Raw genomic sequence first — 16,609 nt, 5'->3', positions numbered from 1 at the left:
AGCGTCGTCAGATCGCGAATTCGCGTAGCTGGGGCGCGGCATCGTCCTCGACACGCACTTCCCAGCCACTGCCGGGCCGCCAGTCGCCGAGTACGATGCGTTGGGCAGGCTGACCGTCGAGATCGAAGTCGTGTACCGCCGGGCGGTGCGTATGGCCATGGAGCAGCGTGGTGACGTCATGCGTGCGCATGGCTGCTTCGACTTCCGCCGGCGTCACGTCCATGATCGCATCGGCTTTTTGCGTGTTGGCGTCCGCGGATTGCAGGCGCAGGCTCTTGGCGAGTTCCAGGCGTTGCTCGACGGGCAGGGCGAGAATCTGGGCTTGCCATTCGGGATCGCGCGACATGGCACGAAACTTCATGTACTCCTCATCGCCGGTGCACAGGCTATCGCCGTGCATCAGCAGTACGCGCTGGTTGCCCAGGGTTACTAGGCTGGGGTCATCGAGCAAGGTGGCACCGGCGGCATCGGCGAAAGCGTTACCGACTAGGAAGTCTCGATTGCCGTGCATGAAATAAATCTGGGTGCCGGCGTCGCTGAGACGCTTTAGCGCATCAATGACGTGACGCTCCAAGTCGCCGAGGTAGTCGTCGCCGATCCAGGCTTCGAAGATATCGCCGAGCAGATAGAGCGTGTCGGCGTGGCGTGCCTCGGTCTCCAGATAATTCAGAAAGCCGTGAACGATGTCCGGCTGGCCTGCGTGGAGGTGTAAATCGGAAATCAGCAGGGTGGTCATCGTGCTGGCGTCCTCATGGGCGTGCTTGTGGCTGGAGTCAGGCGTCAGGTGCTTCAGCGTCGCGCCGAATAACGGCGCGACGCTGTGCATCGTCAATCCTCGACGTAGGCGCGCTCGAGGATGACGTCTTCGGCGGGCACATCGGCGTGCATGCCGCGGCGCGTGGTGCGGATGTTCTTGATCTTCTCGACGACATCCATGCCCTCGGCGACCTCGGCGAAGACGCAGTAGCCCCAGCCTTGCATGGACTTGTCGCGATGGTTGAGAAAGTCGTTGTCGGCGACGTTGACGAAGAATTGTGCGCTGGCGGAGTGCGGGTCTTGGGTGCGCGCCATGGCCACGCTGCCCTTGACGTTCTTCAGGCCGTTGTCGGCCTCGTTTTCGATCGGCGCGCGCGTGGGCTTTTGTTCGAACTGGGTGTCGAAGCCGCCACCCTGGACCATGAAGCCATCGATGACGCGATGGAACAGGGTGTCGTCGTAATGGCCGTCGCGCACGTATTGCTCGAAGTTGGCCGCGGTCTTGGGCGCGTTTTCATGGTCGAGGCGCAGACGAATGCTGCCGTAATTGGTTTGCAGAACGATCATGGGCGTATCCTGGCGAAGAGAACTGAGCGCGACTTGGCGTCGCGCGCTGGCGTCGCGCTATAATAGCGGCTTTGCACCCGCGGGCGAAACCGTGTCGAGGCGCCAGCCAGTGCTTTGACGTGCCCTCCGGTCACTTCGCGAACGAACAGAGGTTCTTTAGACAGCCCATGAGCGTAGATAGCCACTCCGCCCCGAATTTCATCCGCAATCAGGTTCGCGAGGAAATCGAGGCCGGTCGCCAGGATACCATCGTCACTCGGTTTCCGCCGGAACCCAACGGTTTCCTGCACATCGGCCACGCCAAGTCGATCTGTCTGAATTTCGGGCTTGCCGAGCAGTTTGGCGGTCAATGCCATCTGCGTTTTGACGACACCAATCCCGCCAAGGAAGAGCAGGCCTATATCGACGCCATCAAGGCCGATATCACTTGGTTGGGATTCGAATGGGACGGGGCGGTGCGCTATGCCTCGGATTACTTCGATCAGTTGTATGCCTGGGCACAGTACTTGGTGCGCGAAGGCAAGGCGTACGTCGATGACCTGTCTCCCGACGAGATTCGTGAATATCGCGGTACCTTGACCGAGTCCGGCAAGCCGAGCCCGTATCGCGATCGTACGCCCGAGGAAAACCTCGATCTGCTAGAGCGCATGCGCAAGGGCGAGTTCGCCGAGGGCGAGAAGGTGTTGCGTGCCAAGATCGATATGTCGGCGTCCAACATCAACCTGCGTGACCCGATCCTTTATCGTGTTCGACATGCCCATCATCATCAGACGGGTGACAAGTGGAAGATCTACCCGTCCTATGATTTCACGCATGGCCAGTCGGACGCGCTCGAGGGCGTCACGCACTCCATCTGCACGCTGGAGTTCGAGGATCATCGTCCGCTTTACGAGTGGTTTCTCGAGAACCTCCCGGTGCCGGTCAAGCCGCGTCAGATCGAATTCGCACGTCTCAATCTCGCGCACACGGTGACCTCCAAGCGTAAGCTCAAGCTGTTGGTCGATCAGGGCATCGTGGATGGCTGGGACGACCCGCGCATGCCGACGATCTCGGGTATGCGTCGACGCGGTTATACACCAGGCTCGGTGCGTAAATTCTGCGAGATGATCGGCGTGACGCGGGCCGACGGCGGCATGGTCGACATCGCCATGTTGTACCATGCGATTCGCTCCGATCTGGAAGACAACGCGCCGCGCGCGATGTGCGTGCTCAAGCCGCTCAAGGTGGTGTTGACCAATCTTCCAGAGGATCATCAGGAAACCTTCGAGGTGGCTGGCCATCCGGCGCGCGATGACATGGGCGTGCGTCACTTGCCGTTGACGCGCGAGGTGTGGATCGACCGTGACGATTTCATGGAAGAACCACCCAAGAAGTTCTTCCGCTTGGCGCCGGGCAAGGAAGTACGTCTGCGCAATGCCTATGTGATTCGTTGCGACGAGGTCATCAAGGACGCCGACGGCGAGATCCAGGAGCTACGCTGCAGTGTCGATCTCGACACGCTGGGCAAGAACCCCGAAGGTCGAAAGGTGAAGGGCGTCATCCATTGGGTGAGTGCCGCGCACGCCGTGCCGGTTGAGGTGCGTCTGTACGATAACCTGTTCCAGGTCGAGGCGCCGGATCGCGACCGCGATGGCGATTTTCTCGAGCATTTGAATCCTGAGTCACTGCGTGTCGTCGAAGGCTATGCCGAGCCGAGCCTGGCCGATGCCGAGCCCGAAAGCCGCTATCAGTTCGAGCGCGTGGGCTATTTTTGCGCCGACCGTCATGAATGTCGCGATGGCAAGCGGGTTTTCAACCGTACGGTGGGGCTCAAGGATGGTTGGGCCAAGGCACAGAAGAAAGGCTGAGGGGATTGCCGTGCAGATTTACAACACGCTGACGCGACGCAAGGAAACGTTCACGCCGCTCGATGCGGGACGGGTGCGCATGTACGTCTGCGGGATTACCGTCTACGACTACTGCCACATCGGGCATGCCCGCGTCATGGTGGCGTTCGACATGATCACGCGCTATCTGCGCTGGCGCGGGTTCGAGGTCGATTATGTTCGCAACATTACCGATATCGACGACAAGATCCTCAAGCGGGCCGAGGAGAATGGCGAGCCGATTGCGGCGCTGACCGAGCGCATGATCGATGCCATGCACGAAGACGAAGGGCGACTTGGCGTATTGCGTCCGGATCGCGAGCCACGTGCCACGGCACATGTCGATGATATCGTCGCTATGGTCCAGCGCTTGATCGACAAGGGTTATGCGTATCCGGCCGCCAACGGTGACGTCTATTATCGCGTGCGGCGTTTCGAGGGTTACGGCAAGCTCAGCAATCGCGATCTCGATGACATGCGCTCGGGCGCACGTATCGAAGTCGAGGTCGCCAAGGAAGACCCGCTGGACTTCGTGCTGTGGAAGGCTGCGAAGCCGGGCGAGGAGAGTTGGCCGTCGCCGTGGGGTGAAGGGCGTCCCGGTTGGCATATCGAATGCTCAGCGATGTCGACGTGCTGCCTGGGCGATACCTTCGATATTCATGGTGGTGGCCCGGATCTTGTCTTTCCGCACCATGAAAACGAGATCGCGCAAAGCGAGGCGGCGACTGGGCAGGCCTACGTCAACACCTGGATGCATGCCGGGGCGGTGCGTGTCGATCACGAGAAGATGTCCAAGTCCCTGGGCAACTTCTTCACGATTCGCGAGGTGTTGCAGGCGCATGCCCCTGAAGTCGTGCGCTATCTACTGCTGGCCAGTCACTACCGCAGCCCCATCAATTATGCCCCCGACGCGCTGGGCGAGGCGCGTCGTTCGCTGGAGCGCTTTTATAATGCGTTGCAGGGCGTAACGCCGGTCGAGGGAGATGTGGACGCGCATTATCGCGAACGTTTCGTGGCCGCAATGGATGATGATTTCAATACCGCTGAGGCGTTGGCGGTGTTGTTCGACCTCGCGCGCGAGTTGAACCGCGCCAAGCAGGAGGCCCCGGAGCGTGCGCCAGCGTTGGCTTATGAGCTCATCTCGCTGGGCGGTGTGCTAGGGCTCTTCGGGCAAGCTCCGGCCGATTTCCTGCAGGCGGGTGCGGGGCAGCTGTCGATGACCGAGGAGGAAATCGAGGCGCGTATCGAGGCGAGGGCGCAGGCCAAGAAGGCTAAGGACTTCGCCGCCGCCGATGGCATACGCGATGAATTGGCGGCGCAGGGGATTGTGCTGAAGGATAGCCGCGAAGGCACGACTTGGGTGGTCGAAGGCGGCTGAGCTGCGTCCAACGGATACCCGATGCACAAAGCCCACGACGTTAGTCGTGGGCTTTGTTATTTCTTGCCGGCCAGTGCCGTTATCAGCTCAAGATGCCGTGCCTAAGCGCTTGACCATGGCTTCGACCATTAGCGCCGAATGCGTGGCGGCTTTATCGATAAAGGCTTTGAAGGAAAGGTTGGACTCCTTGCCGGCAATATCGGAAAGCGCACGAATGACGACGAAGGGGCAGTCGTAGAGGTGGCACGTCTGGGCGATGGCCGCCGCTTCCATCTCGGCGGCCAGCATGCTCGGAAAGCGTTCGCGCGCCTGTGTCACCATGGCCTCATCGGCCATGAAAACATCGCCCGTGCAAATGAGGCCTTCCGTGACACGCAGTTCGCCGAGCCCCTCGATGCATTCCCGGGCAACTTCGACCAGGCGAGGGTCGGGAAGATAGGCGGCTGGCATCTGCGGCACCTGGCCATACTCGTAGCCGAAGACCACGGCATCGACGTCGTGGTGACGTACCTCGCTGGAGATGACCACGTTCCCGACCTCGAGGTCGGCCCCGAAGCCGCCCGCCGAGCCAGTGTTAATGACCACGTCGGGTTTATAAAGCTCAAGCACCTGGGTAGTGCCCACGGCGGCATTTACCTTGCCGATACCCGATTGCAGGATAACGACATCGACACCGTGCAAGTGGCCGGTGTGAAAGGTTGAGCCGGCGTGTTGACGGGTTTGGCCGTTTTCCAGGTGCGAGGCGAGGAGTTCGACCTCCTCGGCCATGGCACCGATGATGGCAATCTTACGCATGTGGGGCGTGGTCCCTCTCTCGATCAGGCGAAAACCTGGTTCCATTCGTTGCGTTTGGCCAGCAGGTCGCGGGCCAAGGCTTGGGCACCCTCCAGGCTGTGGCTGGCGGCCCAGCCGCACTGCATCTCGTTGCAGGCCGGTACGTCCTCGGCGACGAGGACATCGTTGAGGGTCTTGTCGATCAGATCGAGCACATCGTCGTAGTCATCATGATTGATCAGCGAAATATAAAAGCCGGTTTGGCAACCCATGGGGCTGATGTCGAGAATCTTGTCGGTATGGTTGCGCGACAGTTCGGCCATCAGGTGTTCCAGGGAGTGCAGCGCAGGCATCTCCATGTGTGCCTTGTTGGGTTGGCAGATGCGCAGATCATACTTATGAATTGCGTCGCCTTGTTCGCCAGCTTTGATGCCGGCCAGACGCACATAAGGCGCCTTGACCTTGGTGTGGTCGAGGTTAAAGCTTTCGACATTCATTTCTTTATCGCTCATCTATCCACTCCTTTTCTCGAGCTCGGTATCGCCGTTCATTGTAACGCCTGTATGTCAGGCATGCATGCCGTCGTGGAGTTCGGCGGCGAGCAGGGTGTTCTCCAGCAGCGAAGCGACCGTCATGGGGCCGACGCCGCCCGGTACGGGGGTGATGAAACTGGCACGCTCGGCGGCGGGCGCGAACTCGACATCGCCCGCGAGCTTGCCATCGGCTTGGCGATTGATCCCCACGTCGATGACGACGGCACCTTCTTTGACCCATTCGCCCTTGACGAGCCCGGGCTTGCCGACGGCGACGATGAGCAAGTCGGCACGGCGAACGTGCGCTTCGAGATCTCGGGTGAAGCGATGGCAGACCGTGGTCGTACTGCCCGCCAGCATCAGTTCCATGGCCATGGGGCGACCCACGATATTGGAGGCACCGACGATGACGGCGTCAAGGCCGCGTGCCTGAAGGCCGCTTTCTTGTAAAAGCGTCATGATGCCTTTGGGGGTGCAAGGCCGCAGCACGGGGAGTCGTTGGGCGAGGCGGCCGAGGTTGTAAGGATGAAAACCATCGACATCTTTATCGGGCCGGATACGCTCGAGAATCGGGCGTTCGTCGAGATGCTCGGGTAGGGGAAGTTGTACCAGTATACCGTCGATGTCGGTGTCGGCATTCAGCGAGTCGATCAATGCTTCGAGCTCTGCCTGTGTGGTCGTGGCAGAGAGGTGGTGCTGTACCGAATGCAGGCCGGCCTGGTCGCAGGCGCGATGCTTGTTGCGAACGTAGACTTCGGAGGCGGGGTCTTCACCAACGAGGACGACCGCGAGCCCTGGAGCGCGCTTGCCTTCATGGCGGCGTGCCTGGACCTGACGAGATACCTGTTCGCGGACATTGGCGGCAATCGCTTTGCCGTCGATCAACTGAGCGGTCATCGACTCGTTCCTTTGGCGTGCGTGGCCCGGTGAGGGGCGGCGTTTTGAAAGAAGCGCAATTTTCGCACGCTGGGAGGCGCAGTCAATGTATCCTGCGCTGGGGTGGGGCGGAAGATGAAACGTAAGGGCTTGACCTGGCAAGGAAGATGCGTAGAATACGCTGCGCATCGACGGGCTCGATTGGCCACGCCCAAGCGGTCTCGGGGCAACGGGGTATAGCGCAGTCTGGTAGCGCGCCTGCTTTGGGAGCAGGATGTCGGGGGTTCAAATCCCTCTACCCCGACCAGCATCCGAATCCTCTCGAGGGTCGGTTCCTGGTTGGGTCTGTGCCAGCGTTATCAAGCGCTCATAGCTCAACCGGATAGAGCAACGGCCTTCTAAGCCGTAGGTTGCAGGTTCAAGTCCTGCTGGGCGCACCAAGCTAAAAGCCAAAAAGCGTCGATGTCGGGATTATTCCCGTGTATTTCAAGTTATGGTGGATGTAGCTCAGTGGTAGAGCCCCGGATTGTGGCTCCGGTGGTCGTGGGTTCGATCCCCATCATCCACCCCATGCTTGAATATGCCGCAACAAATCGTCGTGGTGGATGTAGCTCAGTGGTAGAGCCCCGGATTGTGGCTCCGGTGGTCGTGGGTTCGATCCCCATCATCCACCCCAGCGACGACCTTCTCCTTACTTGCCCTCTCTGTTTGTTTCTCTTGGCGTAACCGCATTTTTCGTGAGTTGCACTCCGCACGTCTGTATCGATATGCCTCGTTCGGCTTTCTTGCGTCGTCACGATGGCCATTCGCTCTTTTTTCGCGCCTTTTCCCTTGTAAGATGAGGCATACAGCCCCATAAACTTCGCAGTACGCTTGCCAGCGTGAATGGGGATTCATAGAATCCTCGTCTTATACTTATTTTCAGAACGCCCCCAGTCGGTAGAGGATCATTCATGCAAGTTTCCGTTGAGTCGACTTCCCAGATCGAACGTCGTGTCACCGTCCAAGTGCCGGCTGCCGAAGTCGATCAAGCCGTGGCTACCCGTCTCCAGGAAACCGCCAAGAACGTGCGGCTGAACGGCTTTCGGCGTGGCAAGATTCCGCAGGCGGTTGTGCGTCAGCGTTTCGGCCAAGAAGTCCGCAACGAGGTGGTGGGCGAAATGATGCGCCAGCACTATGTGCAGGCGATCACTCAGGAAAGCCTCAATCCGGCAGGTTCTCCGCAGGTCGAGCCGACCGTCGACGAAGACGGTAAGGACCTGGAGTTCGTCGCTCTCCTTGAGGTATATCCCGAGTTCGAGCTCAACACGATCGAAAACACTGAAATCGAGCGCCCCCAGGCGGACGTGACCGAGGCCGACGTCGATCAGATGATCGATACGCTACGTTCACAGAACGCCGAGTGGGAAACGGTCGAGCGTGCCGCAGCCGATGGCGATCAGGTGACCGTCGATTTCCAAGGGTTCCTGGGTGATGAGCCGTTCGAAGGCGGCGCCGCCGAAGGTCATGAGTTGGAGCTGGGGTCCAATAGCTTCATCCCCGGTTTCGAAGAGCAACTCGTGGGTGCCCAGGCCGGCGACGATCTCGAGATCAAGGTGACCTTCCCCGAAGATTATCAGGCAGAGCACCTGGCGGGGCAGGAAGCCACCTTCAAGGTGAAAGTCCACAAGGTGGCCGGTAAGCAGTTGCCCGAAGTCGACGATGAGTTCATCAAGCGCTTCGGTATCGAAGAGGGCGGCGTCGCTGCCTTCCGCGCCGACGTGCAGAAGAACATGGAGCACGAGCTATCTCAGGCCGTGACCAATCGCGTCAAGCAGCAAGCGCTCGAAGCGTTGCAGCAGGCCAATGATATTCCGGTCCCGCAGTCATTGATTCAGCAGGAGACCGAGGGGCTCAAGCGCCAGGCTGCACAGCAGTTCGGTCTGGGGGAAGACTTCGATGTTTCCCAACTGCCTGACGAGCTGTTCGCCGACCAAGCTAAGAAGCGCGTTCAGGTCGGCCTGCTGCTGGCCGAAGTCGTCAAGGTCAATGAACTCGACGCTAGCGACGACGAAATCAAGGCGCGCGTCGAAGAGTTGGCACAGCAGTATCAACAGCCTGAGCAAGTGGTTGAGCATTATCTCAAAAACGAGGACATGAAAAACCAGGTCAAGTCCTCGGTTCTTGAAGACAAGGCGGTTGACAAGCTGCTGGAGCAAGCTCAGGTTAAGGACGTCGAGATGTCCTACGAGCAGGCATTGCAAGCGGCACAACAGCAGCAAGAAGCAGATGATGAGGACGAGGCGCAGGAAGAGACCAACGCATAAGCGTTTTCCAGCGTGTCGTCGCAAGTGCCTGGACCCGGCTACGGCCGGGTCTCTAGTCACTGGAGCAATCAGTCACCGAATTAAGGAAGCCACGCAATGGGCAATGAGTTCGATATCAGCAACGCCGGCGGTTTGGTCCCCATGGTGGTGGAGCAGAGCGCGCGTGGCGAGCGGTCCTACGACATATACTCTCGCCTGCTCAAAGAGCGCGTTATCTTTCTGATTGGCCCGGTCGAGGACTACATGGCCAATCTGGTGGTGGCTCAGTTGTTGTTTCTCGAATCCGAGAACCCCGACAAGGACATCCACCTTTACATCAATTCGCCGGGCGGCTCTGTGACCTCGGGAATGTCTATCTATGACACCATGCAGTTCATCAAGCCTGACGTCTCCACCGTGTGCGTCGGTCAGGCCGCGAGCATGGGAGCGTTGCTGCTTGCCGGCGGCGCCGAGGGCAAGCGCTATTGCCTGCCGCACTCACGGATGATGATTCATCAGCCGTTGGGCGGCTATCAAGGGCAGGCCGCCGATATCGAGATCCACACCAAGGAAATTCTCAACATCCGTCAGCAGCTCAACGAGATTCTGGCCAGGCATACCGGACAGGATGTGGAAACGGTGGCACGAGATACGGATCGCGATAATTTCATGAACGGCGCCCAGGCGGCCGAGTACGGCCTCATCGATGCCATGCTGGATAAGCGCCCTGTATCCTGATAGCGTTTAACCAAACATGGTAGCGATTAGCGAGACATGCATTTATTACCGGCGGTTCGTCAGGGCCGCCGCTATCACGAGGTACACGAATGGCTGACGGCAAAGGCAAAGACGAGAGCGGCAAATTGCTGTACTGCTCGTTCTGCGGCAAGAACCAGAACGAAGTGCGCAAGCTGATCGCGGGTCCTTCCGTCTACATCTGTGACGAATGTGTCGATCTATGCAACGACATCATTCGCGAAGAAGTGCTGGAGGCCGATGCCGAGGGCGATGAAGAGCGCCTGCCGGCACCGCGTGAGATCCGTTATACATTGGATGATTATGTCATCGGGCAGGACCGTGCCAAGCGGGTGCTGTCGGTGGCGGTCTACAACCACTACAAGCGTCTTCGTGCCGATGTGAAGACCGACGATGTCGAACTCGGCAAGTCGAATATTCTGCTGATCGGTCCGACCGGTAGTGGTAAGACCTTGCTGGCCGAAACCATGGCCCGTCTGCTCAACGTTCCGTTCACGATCGCTGATGCGACGACCCTGACCGAGGCCGGTTATGTGGGCGAGGACGTCGAGAACATCATCCAGAAGCTGCTGCAGAAGTGCGAGTACGATGTCGACAAGGCGCAGCGCGGGATCGTCTACATCGACGAGATCGACAAGATTTCGCGTAAGTCGGACAACCCCTCGATTACGCGCGATGTCTCCGGTGAAGGCGTCCAGCAGGCGCTGCTCAAGCTGATCGAAGGTACGACAGCGTCGATACCGCCACAAGGCGGTCGCAAGCATCCCCAGCAGGAATTCCTTCAGGTCGATACCAGCAACATGCTGTTCATCGTCGGCGGGGCGTTCGCAGGGCTGGAGAAAGTGATCCGTGACCGTATCGAGAAAGGTGGCATCGGCTTTAATGCGGAGGTGAAGAGCAAGGACTCCGAAAAATCGATGGGAGATGTCCTCGCTGGTGTCGAGCCTGAGGACCTGGTCAAGTTCGGTTTGATTCCGGAGTTCGTAGGCCGTGTTCCGGTCATTGCGACGCTGACCGAGCTCAGCGAAGAGGCTTTGATCCAGATTCTCACCGAGCCCAAGAACTCGCTGATCAAGCAGTATACGCACCTGTTTTACATGGAGGGTGTCGAGCTGGAGTTTCGCGAGGATGCCTTGCGTGCCGTGGCTCACAAGGCCATGGAACGCAATACGGGCGCACGTGGTTTGCGTTCGATCCTCGAGTCCGTGCTGCTCGATACCATGTACGAGGTGCCATCGCTGGAGGATGTCACCAAGGTGGTCATCGACGCCTCGGTCATTACCGGTGACAGCGAGCCGCTACTGATTTATTCCCAACAGGAAGAAAGCAAGGTGGCTGGCAAGGACGGTTGAGCTCTAGCCTGAGTCACCGTGGGGGCCTAAGGGCCCCCTTTTCGTATGCGTCCCTGTTTTGAGCCATGAAACCGAAGGGCTGCACGGTTGCATCATGCTGGATGCGCCCCCATTTCTCTGGCATTAGTGCCGTCTCGCGGCCCATCCACTGAATTTGTTGAGGAACGTCTGCGATGGAGCAGAACGCTGAACAGACCTTGAGTCTTCCCCTTTTGCCGCTGCGGGACGTGGTTGTCTATCCGCAGATGGTGATTCCGCTGTTCGTGGGGCGCGAGAAGTCGATTCGCGCGCTCGAGACGGCCATGGAAAACGACAAGCGGATATTACTCGTTGCCCAGCGCGAGGCCGGTCAGGACGATCCGGAATTCGGCGATCTCTTCGATGTCGGCACGGTGGCCGAAATCATGCAGCTGCTGAAGCTGCCTGATGGCACCGTCAAAGTATTGATTGAAGGCGATTACCGTGCCGATGTCCGCGATATCCATGAGGACGACGCGGGTTACGTCTCGGCCGAAGCCGTTCGCCGCGAAAGCGAGACGTTGACCGAACGCGAGCAAGAATCGCTGGTGCGCGTGCTGCTCAATCAGTTCGAGCAGTACGTCAAGCTGTCCAAGAAGGTGCCCAACGAAGTACTCAATTCGTTGTCCGGCATCGAGGATCCCAGCCGCTTGGTGGATACCATCTGTGCCCACTTGTCGCTCAAGATCGGCGACAAGCAGGAATTGCTCGAGATGGATCGTGTGCGTGATCGCATCGAACACCTGATGGCGCTGATCGAATCCGAGATCGATTTGCTGCAGGTGGAAAAGCGCATCCGCTCGCGCGTCAAGGACCAGATGGAGAAGTCGCAGCGCGAGTACTATCTCAATGAGCAAATGAAAGCCATCCAGAAGGAAATGGGTGAGCTCGAGAATGCGCCCAACGAGGCCGACAAGTACGAGCAACTGATCGAATCCACGGGCATGCCCAAAGAAGCGGCCGAGAAAGCGCGTCAGGAGCTAGGCAAGCTCAAGATGATGGCGCCGACCTCGGCCGAGGCGACGGTGGTGCGCTCGTACCTCGATTGGTTGGTGGCGGTGCCCTGGAAGAAGCGCTCGCGCGTCAAGCACGACTTGGCGAATGCTCAGAAGGTGCTCGATGAAGACCACTATGGCCTGGAAGAGGTCAAGGAACGCATCCTTGAGTATCTTGCCGTCCAGAAGCGCGTCAAGAAGCTCAAGGGGCCAGTACTCTGCCTAGTGGGCCCACCGGGGGTTGGTAAGACCTCGTTGGGGCAATCGATTGCGCGGGCTACCAATCGACGCTATGTACGCCTGGCATTGGGCGGGATTCGCGATGAGTCGGAGATTCGTGGCCACCGGCGTACCTACATCGGCTCCCTGCCGGGCAAGATGATTCAGCGCATGAGCAAGGCTGAAGTGCGCAATCCGCTCTTCCTGCTCGACGAGGTCGACAAGATCGGCATGGATCATCGTGGCGACCCGTCATCGGCACTCCTCGAAGTGCTCGACCCCGAGCAGAACAATAGCTTCAGCGATCATTATCTGGAGCTGGACTACGACCTGTCCGATGTCATGTTCATCTGTACCGCGAACTCGATGAACATTCCTGAGCCGCTACTCGACCGCATGGAAATCATCCGCCTGCCCGGTTACACCGAGGACGAGAAGCTGGCGATCGCCAAGCGGTATCTGGTGCCCAAGCAGCTCAAGGCCAATGGCCTCAAGGAAGAAGAGCTCAGCTTCTCCGACGAGTCGCTACTCGAGCTTGTACGTTATTACACGCGTGAAGCGGGCGTACGCGAACTGGAGCGCCAAATCGCCAAGGTTAGCCGTAAGGTATTGCGCGAGCGTGTCGAGGCCGAAAAGCAACAAGGCGCGCAAGGCCCTCAGTTGCTTGCTGCATCGGATATCGAGGCCTACGCCGGCGTACGTCGCTTTAGCTATGGCCTGGCCGATCAGCAGGATCAGGTGGGGCGTGTCACTGGGCTTGCCTGGACGTCGGTGGGCGGTGAGTTGCTCAATATCGAATCGGTGGTATCGCCGGGCAAAGGACGTCTCAACAAGACGGGCTCGCTTGGCGATGTCATGAAGGAGTCCGTGGATGCCGCGCATACCGTGGTGCGGGCTCGTGCCAAAGCGCTGGACATCGATCCTGACCGTTTCGAGAAGGAAGATCTGCACATCCACGTGCCGGAAGGGGCAACGCCCAAGGACGGACCCAGCGCCGGCGTCGCTATGGTCACCGCGATGGTGTCGGCGTATACCGCGCGTCCGGTCCGCTGTGACGTGGCGATGACCGGTGAGGTCAACCTGCGTGGGGAAGTGATGCCGATCGGCGGTCTCAAGGAGAAATTGCTGGCAGCGCGGCGCGGTGGTATAAAGACGGTGCTAATACCGGAGGAAAACCGCCGGGATCTCAAGGAAGTGCCGGACAATATCAAGGATGCGTTGGATATCCGGCCCGTTAAATGGATTGATGAAGTTCTCGACGCGGCGCTGGTCGGAAAGGCAGAGGTTGAAACCGGTGATTCCCTAGCGGAAACTAGTCAACCTTCGCGTTCCAATATCAGCACGCATTGACAGAATTTAGCGGCCATGTCGTGGTATGAATCCTCGCATGGCGCGGCTCGGCGCGAAGCTTTCTTGACAAGAGTTTCGTGGCATTGCTATAAATTCCAGCCTTTGTTGTGACGCTTCAGGAAGTGGAAGTTTCGCGCCGATTTCCAGTCATTACCGAAACAGTCAAGGGGTGAAGTGTGAACAAGTCCGAGCTGATCGAAGCCATTGCTGCATCTGCCGACATTCCCAAGGCGGCTGCAGGCCGTGCGCTCGACGCGATGGTCGAGACCGTCTCCGATAGTCTGAAAAAGGGCGATTCCGTCGCACTGGTTGGCTTCGGCACATTCTCCGTCAAGGAGCGTGCCGCGCGTACCGGTCGTAACCCTCAGACCGGTCAGACGATCGAAATCAGCGCCGCCAAGGTGCCGACGTTCAAGGCAGGCAAGGCGCTCAAGGATTCGGTCAACTAAGACCGGTCGAGCGGGACCGAGGTGGTCGTCATGAGCGCGACGCATGACAAAAGCCGTGTCTGAAGCGAGATGTCGTGTCGGTTCGGTCCAGCCAAAGAGGCGTATCGCGTAAGCGGTGCGCCTTTTTCATGCCAGTGGCTGTGCTGGAAGTGTGAGCCCATTTTGACCGGGGCACACTCGATGCCGGTATAATCCCTTTTGGTTTCAAGAATCTCCATCACGTCGAGGCAAGCATGCTGCAACGAATTCGAGAGGGTTCCCAAGGGTGGGCCGCCAAAATGATCGTCGGCGCGATCATCGTGACGTTCGCACTCTTCGGGGCCGAGTCCCTGGTCGGGGTCTTTACCTCCGGCAGTAATGACGCCGCGACTGTGAACGGCGAACCGATCGGCAAGCGAGCGGTCGAGATTCAGGTGCAGCGCGCTATTCGTTCTGGGCAAGTGCCGCCGGATCAAGAACGCGAGCTGCGTAAACAGGTCACCGACCAACTGATCTCTACTGAATTGCTGGATCAATACGCCGAGGAAGGGGGCATGCATCTCTCCGATGCTCAGATCGATCGGCTCATCGTGAGCCGTCCTGAGTTTCAGGATTCAGAGGGAAACTTTTCCCAGGACGTCTTCTCCAGCCGTCTTTCTCAAGCGGGCTACACACCGTTGTCGTTTCGTAGGGAACTGCGCAGTGACATGAAGCGCCAGCAGCTTCAGCAGGGTATCGGACTGTCGACCTTGGTGTTGCCGGGGGAAGCCAAACGCTTGCAGGCCTTGGAGAATCAGACGCGTGACTTCCGCTATGCCGAGCTGACGGCAAGCGATCTCGATACCCCGGTCGAGGTGAGCCAAGACGACATGCAGGGCTATTACGACGCGCATCAAGCTCAGTATCAGCGTCCTGAGCAGGTCAAGATCGCGTACGTCGTGCTGGATCAGCAAGAGGTAGCCCAGGATGTCGACGTCGATGAGCAGCAACTGCGAGATGCTTACGCAGAAGAGCGCCAGGACGCTCCTCGCGAAGTTGCACACATCATGGTCGATTATGGCGACGAGCGTTCTCGCGATGAGGCCATGACAAGGATCGAAGAAGCTCAGGACAAGCTCGACGACGGTGAGGACTTTGCAGCGGTGGCGGCCGAATACTCCGACGATACGGCATCCGCCGACCAGGGCGGTGATCTCGGCGTGATCAATCGCGGCTTCTTGGGCGAAGCGTTCGATGACGCCGCTTTCTCGCTGGGCGAGGGCGACGTGTCGTCGGTCGTCGATGGTGGCGATGGCTTGCATCTAATCAAGGTCACCGACATCGATTTCCCCAGTTTCGACGAAAAGCGCGACCAGCTCGCCGAGAAAGTGCGTCTCGACAACTCAAGTGATGCGTTTAACGAGCAGGTCCAGGCGCTGGAAGATCAAAGCTATGCGGCAGAGGACTTACAGAGCGTTGCCGACGAGCTCGGCCTTGAGATGCAGACGAGCGACTGGGTCTCCAGGGGCAGTGTCGATGGCGTGCTCGCTGAGCCGGGTGTGATGGATGCTGCCTTCAGCGAGGATGTGCTGGAAAATGGCTATAACAGCGATGTGTTGGAACTCGACGATCAACGCCGTGCCGTGGTGCGTGTCACCGATCATCGTGATGCCACGACCTTGCCGCTCGATGATGTGAAGGACCAGGTGCGTGAAGCGACCCAGGCCGTCAAGACACGTAAAGCGCTGGAAGCCCGCGCCCAAGAATCGGTCGAGGCACTCAAGAAGGGAGAGTCGGTGTCACTCGACTGGCAGAGCATCGAGAATGCCACACGCGATGGTGACAAAGCCCCCGACGGCGTGTTGCGTCAGGCTTTCCGCCTGCCGCATCCCGATCAGGGAAGCAGCTTCGGGCAAGCTCCTGCCGATGAGGGGGTCGCCGTCATCGAATTGACCGACGTACGCGACGGCGATACCGGTAACGCCGGTGATAGTACGCAAATGATGACCCAGAGGTTGCGTGCGCAGGCCGCCATTCAAGGCTTGACCGAGACACTACGCGAAGAGGCCGATATCGAGCGTCATTGATCGATACCCTCGGGTAAAGGTAAAAAGCGCGGCTCCTGGAGTCGCGCTTTTTTAGTTTGTGCAGGAGATCGCTCATGGCTTGGCGGCCAAGGCAAGCGGCTCAGGAAGACGTTTCGGTATGCCGCTCCAGATCCTCGAGGATGGTCAGTGCTTCTTCGCGACTGTCGCCGCAAACCGCGTGGTCGTAATCGAAGGCATGACAAACGGCAGGCCGCCGGGAATCGCCGAACAGGCGGCAGCGATTGTCTTCATCGAGTTGAGCGCAGCGCACGCCCGCCGGCTTGCCATCGGGCATGCCGGGAATGGGGGAGCTGATGGTCGGCGCGATGCAACACGCGCCACAACCGACGCGGCAAGACATGAAGATGTTCCGTATAGCGAATAATGGGTG

The 16,609-nt window shown here is 59.0% G+C and carries 14 protein-coding genes and 4 tRNA genes; 12 read left to right on the top strand and 6 right to left on the bottom strand.

The genetic code is table 11. The features are described 5' to 3' along the window. Positions 1-7: 7 nt before the first annotated feature. Positions 8-736, bottom strand: coding sequence for a UDP-2,3-diacylglucosamine diphosphatase (locus OP494_RS03955; RefSeq protein ID WP_280539611.1), 729 nt, complete (start codon positions 734-736; stop codon positions 8-10). A 92-nt stretch (positions 737-828) separates the two neighbouring features. Then, positions 829-1,323 carry a peptidylprolyl isomerase gene (locus OP494_RS03950; protein ID WP_280539419.1) on the bottom strand — a complete coding sequence of 165 codons (495 nt, stop codon included), beginning with the start codon at positions 1,321-1,323 and terminating at the stop codon, positions 829-831. 167 nt (positions 1,324-1,490) lie between these two features. Between OP494_RS03950 and OP494_RS03945 the strand changes: the two genes are divergently transcribed. Both OP494_RS03945 and cysS read left to right on the top strand, forming a co-directional pair. Next, entirely contained in the window at positions 1,491-3,170 is a 1,680-nt protein-coding gene (locus OP494_RS03945) for a glutamine--tRNA ligase/YqeY domain fusion protein (protein ID WP_280539418.1), read from the top strand. A gap of 10 nt (positions 3,171-3,180) precedes the next feature. After that, on the top strand, positions 3,181-4,566 hold the full coding sequence (gene cysS, locus OP494_RS03940) for a cysteine--tRNA ligase (RefSeq protein WP_280539417.1): 1,386 nt from the start codon (positions 3,181-3,183) through the stop codon (positions 4,564-4,566). Positions 4,567-4,653: 87 nt separating this feature from the next. Here cysS and mtnN read toward each other — a convergent pair whose 3' ends face one another. Genes mtnN through folD form a run of 3 tightly spaced genes read right to left on the bottom strand, consistent with a single transcriptional unit; the run spans position 4,654 to position 6,770 of the window. Next, on the bottom strand, positions 4,654-5,361 hold the full coding sequence (gene mtnN, locus OP494_RS03935; protein WP_280539415.1) for a 5'-methylthioadenosine/S-adenosylhomocysteine nucleosidase: 708 nt from the start codon (positions 5,359-5,361) through the stop codon (positions 4,654-4,656). A gap of 23 nt (positions 5,362-5,384) precedes the next feature. Next, positions 5,385-5,852, bottom strand: a complete 468-nt coding sequence (locus OP494_RS03930) for an S-ribosylhomocysteine lyase (protein ID WP_280539413.1) — start codon at positions 5,850-5,852, stop codon at positions 5,385-5,387. Positions 5,853-5,906: 54 nt separating this feature from the next. Further along, entirely contained in the window at positions 5,907-6,770 is an 864-nt protein-coding gene (gene folD, locus OP494_RS03925; RefSeq protein WP_280539412.1) for a bifunctional methylenetetrahydrofolate dehydrogenase/methenyltetrahydrofolate cyclohydrolase FolD, read from the bottom strand. Positions 6,771-6,979: 209 nt separating this feature from the next. Here folD and OP494_RS03920 point away from each other — a divergent pair. From OP494_RS03920 to OP494_RS03875, 10 genes are all read left to right on the top strand, one after another. Further along, positions 6,980-7,056, top strand: a tRNA-Pro gene (locus OP494_RS03920). Positions 7,057-7,112: 56 nt separating this feature from the next. Next, positions 7,113-7,189, top strand: a tRNA-Arg gene (locus OP494_RS03915). Positions 7,190-7,245: 56 nt separating this feature from the next. After that, positions 7,246-7,320, top strand: a tRNA-His gene (locus OP494_RS03910). Between the two features lie 30 nt (positions 7,321-7,350). After that, a tRNA-His gene (locus OP494_RS03905) sits at positions 7,351-7,425 on the top strand. A gap of 277 nt (positions 7,426-7,702) precedes the next feature. Beyond that, on the top strand, positions 7,703-9,055 hold the full coding sequence (gene tig, locus OP494_RS03900; protein WP_280539410.1) for a trigger factor: 1,353 nt from the start codon (positions 7,703-7,705) through the stop codon (positions 9,053-9,055). Positions 9,056-9,151: 96 nt separating this feature from the next. Further along, the gene (gene clpP / locus OP494_RS03895) at positions 9,152-9,772 is read left to right on the top strand and encodes an ATP-dependent Clp endopeptidase proteolytic subunit ClpP (protein WP_280539408.1); all 621 of its coding nucleotides are present in this window, start codon (positions 9,152-9,154) and stop codon (positions 9,770-9,772) included. Positions 9,773-9,861: 89 nt separating this feature from the next. After that, positions 9,862-11,142: an ATP-dependent Clp protease ATP-binding subunit ClpX gene (gene clpX, locus OP494_RS03890; protein WP_280539407.1), complete on the top strand. Its 1,281-nt coding sequence runs from the start codon at positions 9,862-9,864 to the stop codon at positions 11,140-11,142. A 173-nt stretch (positions 11,143-11,315) separates the two neighbouring features. Beyond that, the gene (gene lon / locus OP494_RS03885) at positions 11,316-13,724 is read left to right on the top strand and encodes an endopeptidase La (protein WP_246894491.1); all 2,409 of its coding nucleotides are present in this window, start codon (positions 11,316-11,318) and stop codon (positions 13,722-13,724) included. Between the two features lie 176 nt (positions 13,725-13,900). Then, on the top strand, positions 13,901-14,173 hold the full coding sequence (locus OP494_RS03880) for an HU family DNA-binding protein (RefSeq protein ID WP_040241491.1): 273 nt from the start codon (positions 13,901-13,903) through the stop codon (positions 14,171-14,173). A gap of 233 nt (positions 14,174-14,406) precedes the next feature. Then, positions 14,407-16,218 carry a SurA N-terminal domain-containing protein gene (locus tag OP494_RS03875; protein WP_280539404.1) on the top strand — a complete coding sequence of 604 codons (1,812 nt, stop codon included), beginning with the start codon at positions 14,407-14,409 and terminating at the stop codon, positions 16,216-16,218. Between the two features lie 100 nt (positions 16,219-16,318). On the opposite strand, the gene OP494_RS03870 is transcribed toward OP494_RS03875, so the two are convergent. After that, positions 16,319-16,579: a YkgJ family cysteine cluster protein gene (locus OP494_RS03870; protein ID WP_280539403.1), complete on the bottom strand. Its 261-nt coding sequence runs from the start codon at positions 16,577-16,579 to the stop codon at positions 16,319-16,321. Positions 16,580-16,609: the final 30 nt, after the last annotated feature.

The organism is Chromohalobacter sp. 11-W, from assembly GCF_029889905.1.
Classification (GTDB): domain Bacteria; phylum Pseudomonadota; class Gammaproteobacteria; order Pseudomonadales; family Halomonadaceae; genus Chromohalobacter.
This window is presented reverse-complemented; position numbering and strand designations above follow the sequence as displayed.

Excerpts from the sequence above, each read along its gene's own strand:
- clpP (WP_280539408.1), top strand. The coding sequence starts at position 9,152 with ATGGGCAATGAGTTCGATATCAGCAACGCCGGCGGTTTGGTCCCCATG.
- OP494_RS03875 (WP_280539404.1), top strand. The coding sequence starts at position 14,407 with ATGCTGCAACGAATTCGAGAGGGTTCCCAAGGGTGGGCCGCCAAAATG.
- OP494_RS03930 (WP_280539413.1), bottom strand. The coding sequence starts at position 5,852 with ATGAGCGATAAAGAAATGAATGTCGAAAGCTTTAACCTCGACCACACC.
- mtnN (WP_280539415.1), bottom strand. The coding sequence starts at position 5,361 with ATGCGTAAGATTGCCATCATCGGTGCCATGGCCGAGGAGGTCGAACTC.
- OP494_RS03950 (WP_280539419.1), bottom strand. The coding sequence starts at position 1,323 with ATGATCGTTCTGCAAACCAATTACGGCAGCATTCGTCTGCGCCTCGAC.
- folD (WP_280539412.1), bottom strand. The coding sequence starts at position 6,770 with ATGACCGCTCAGTTGATCGACGGCAAAGCGATTGCCGCCAATGTCCGC.
- OP494_RS03955 (WP_280539611.1), bottom strand. The coding sequence starts at position 736 with ATGACCACCCTGCTGATTTCCGATTTACACCTCCACGCAGGCCAGCCG.
- clpX (WP_280539407.1), top strand. The coding sequence starts at position 9,862 with ATGGCTGACGGCAAAGGCAAAGACGAGAGCGGCAAATTGCTGTACTGC.
- OP494_RS03870 (WP_280539403.1), bottom strand. The coding sequence starts at position 16,579 with ATGTCTTGCCGCGTCGGTTGTGGCGCGTGTTGCATCGCGCCGACCATC.
- tig (WP_280539410.1), top strand. The coding sequence starts at position 7,703 with ATGCAAGTTTCCGTTGAGTCGACTTCCCAGATCGAACGTCGTGTCACC.
- OP494_RS03945 (WP_280539418.1), top strand. The coding sequence starts at position 1,491 with ATGAGCGTAGATAGCCACTCCGCCCCGAATTTCATCCGCAATCAGGTT.
- lon (WP_246894491.1), top strand. The coding sequence starts at position 11,316 with ATGGAGCAGAACGCTGAACAGACCTTGAGTCTTCCCCTTTTGCCGCTG.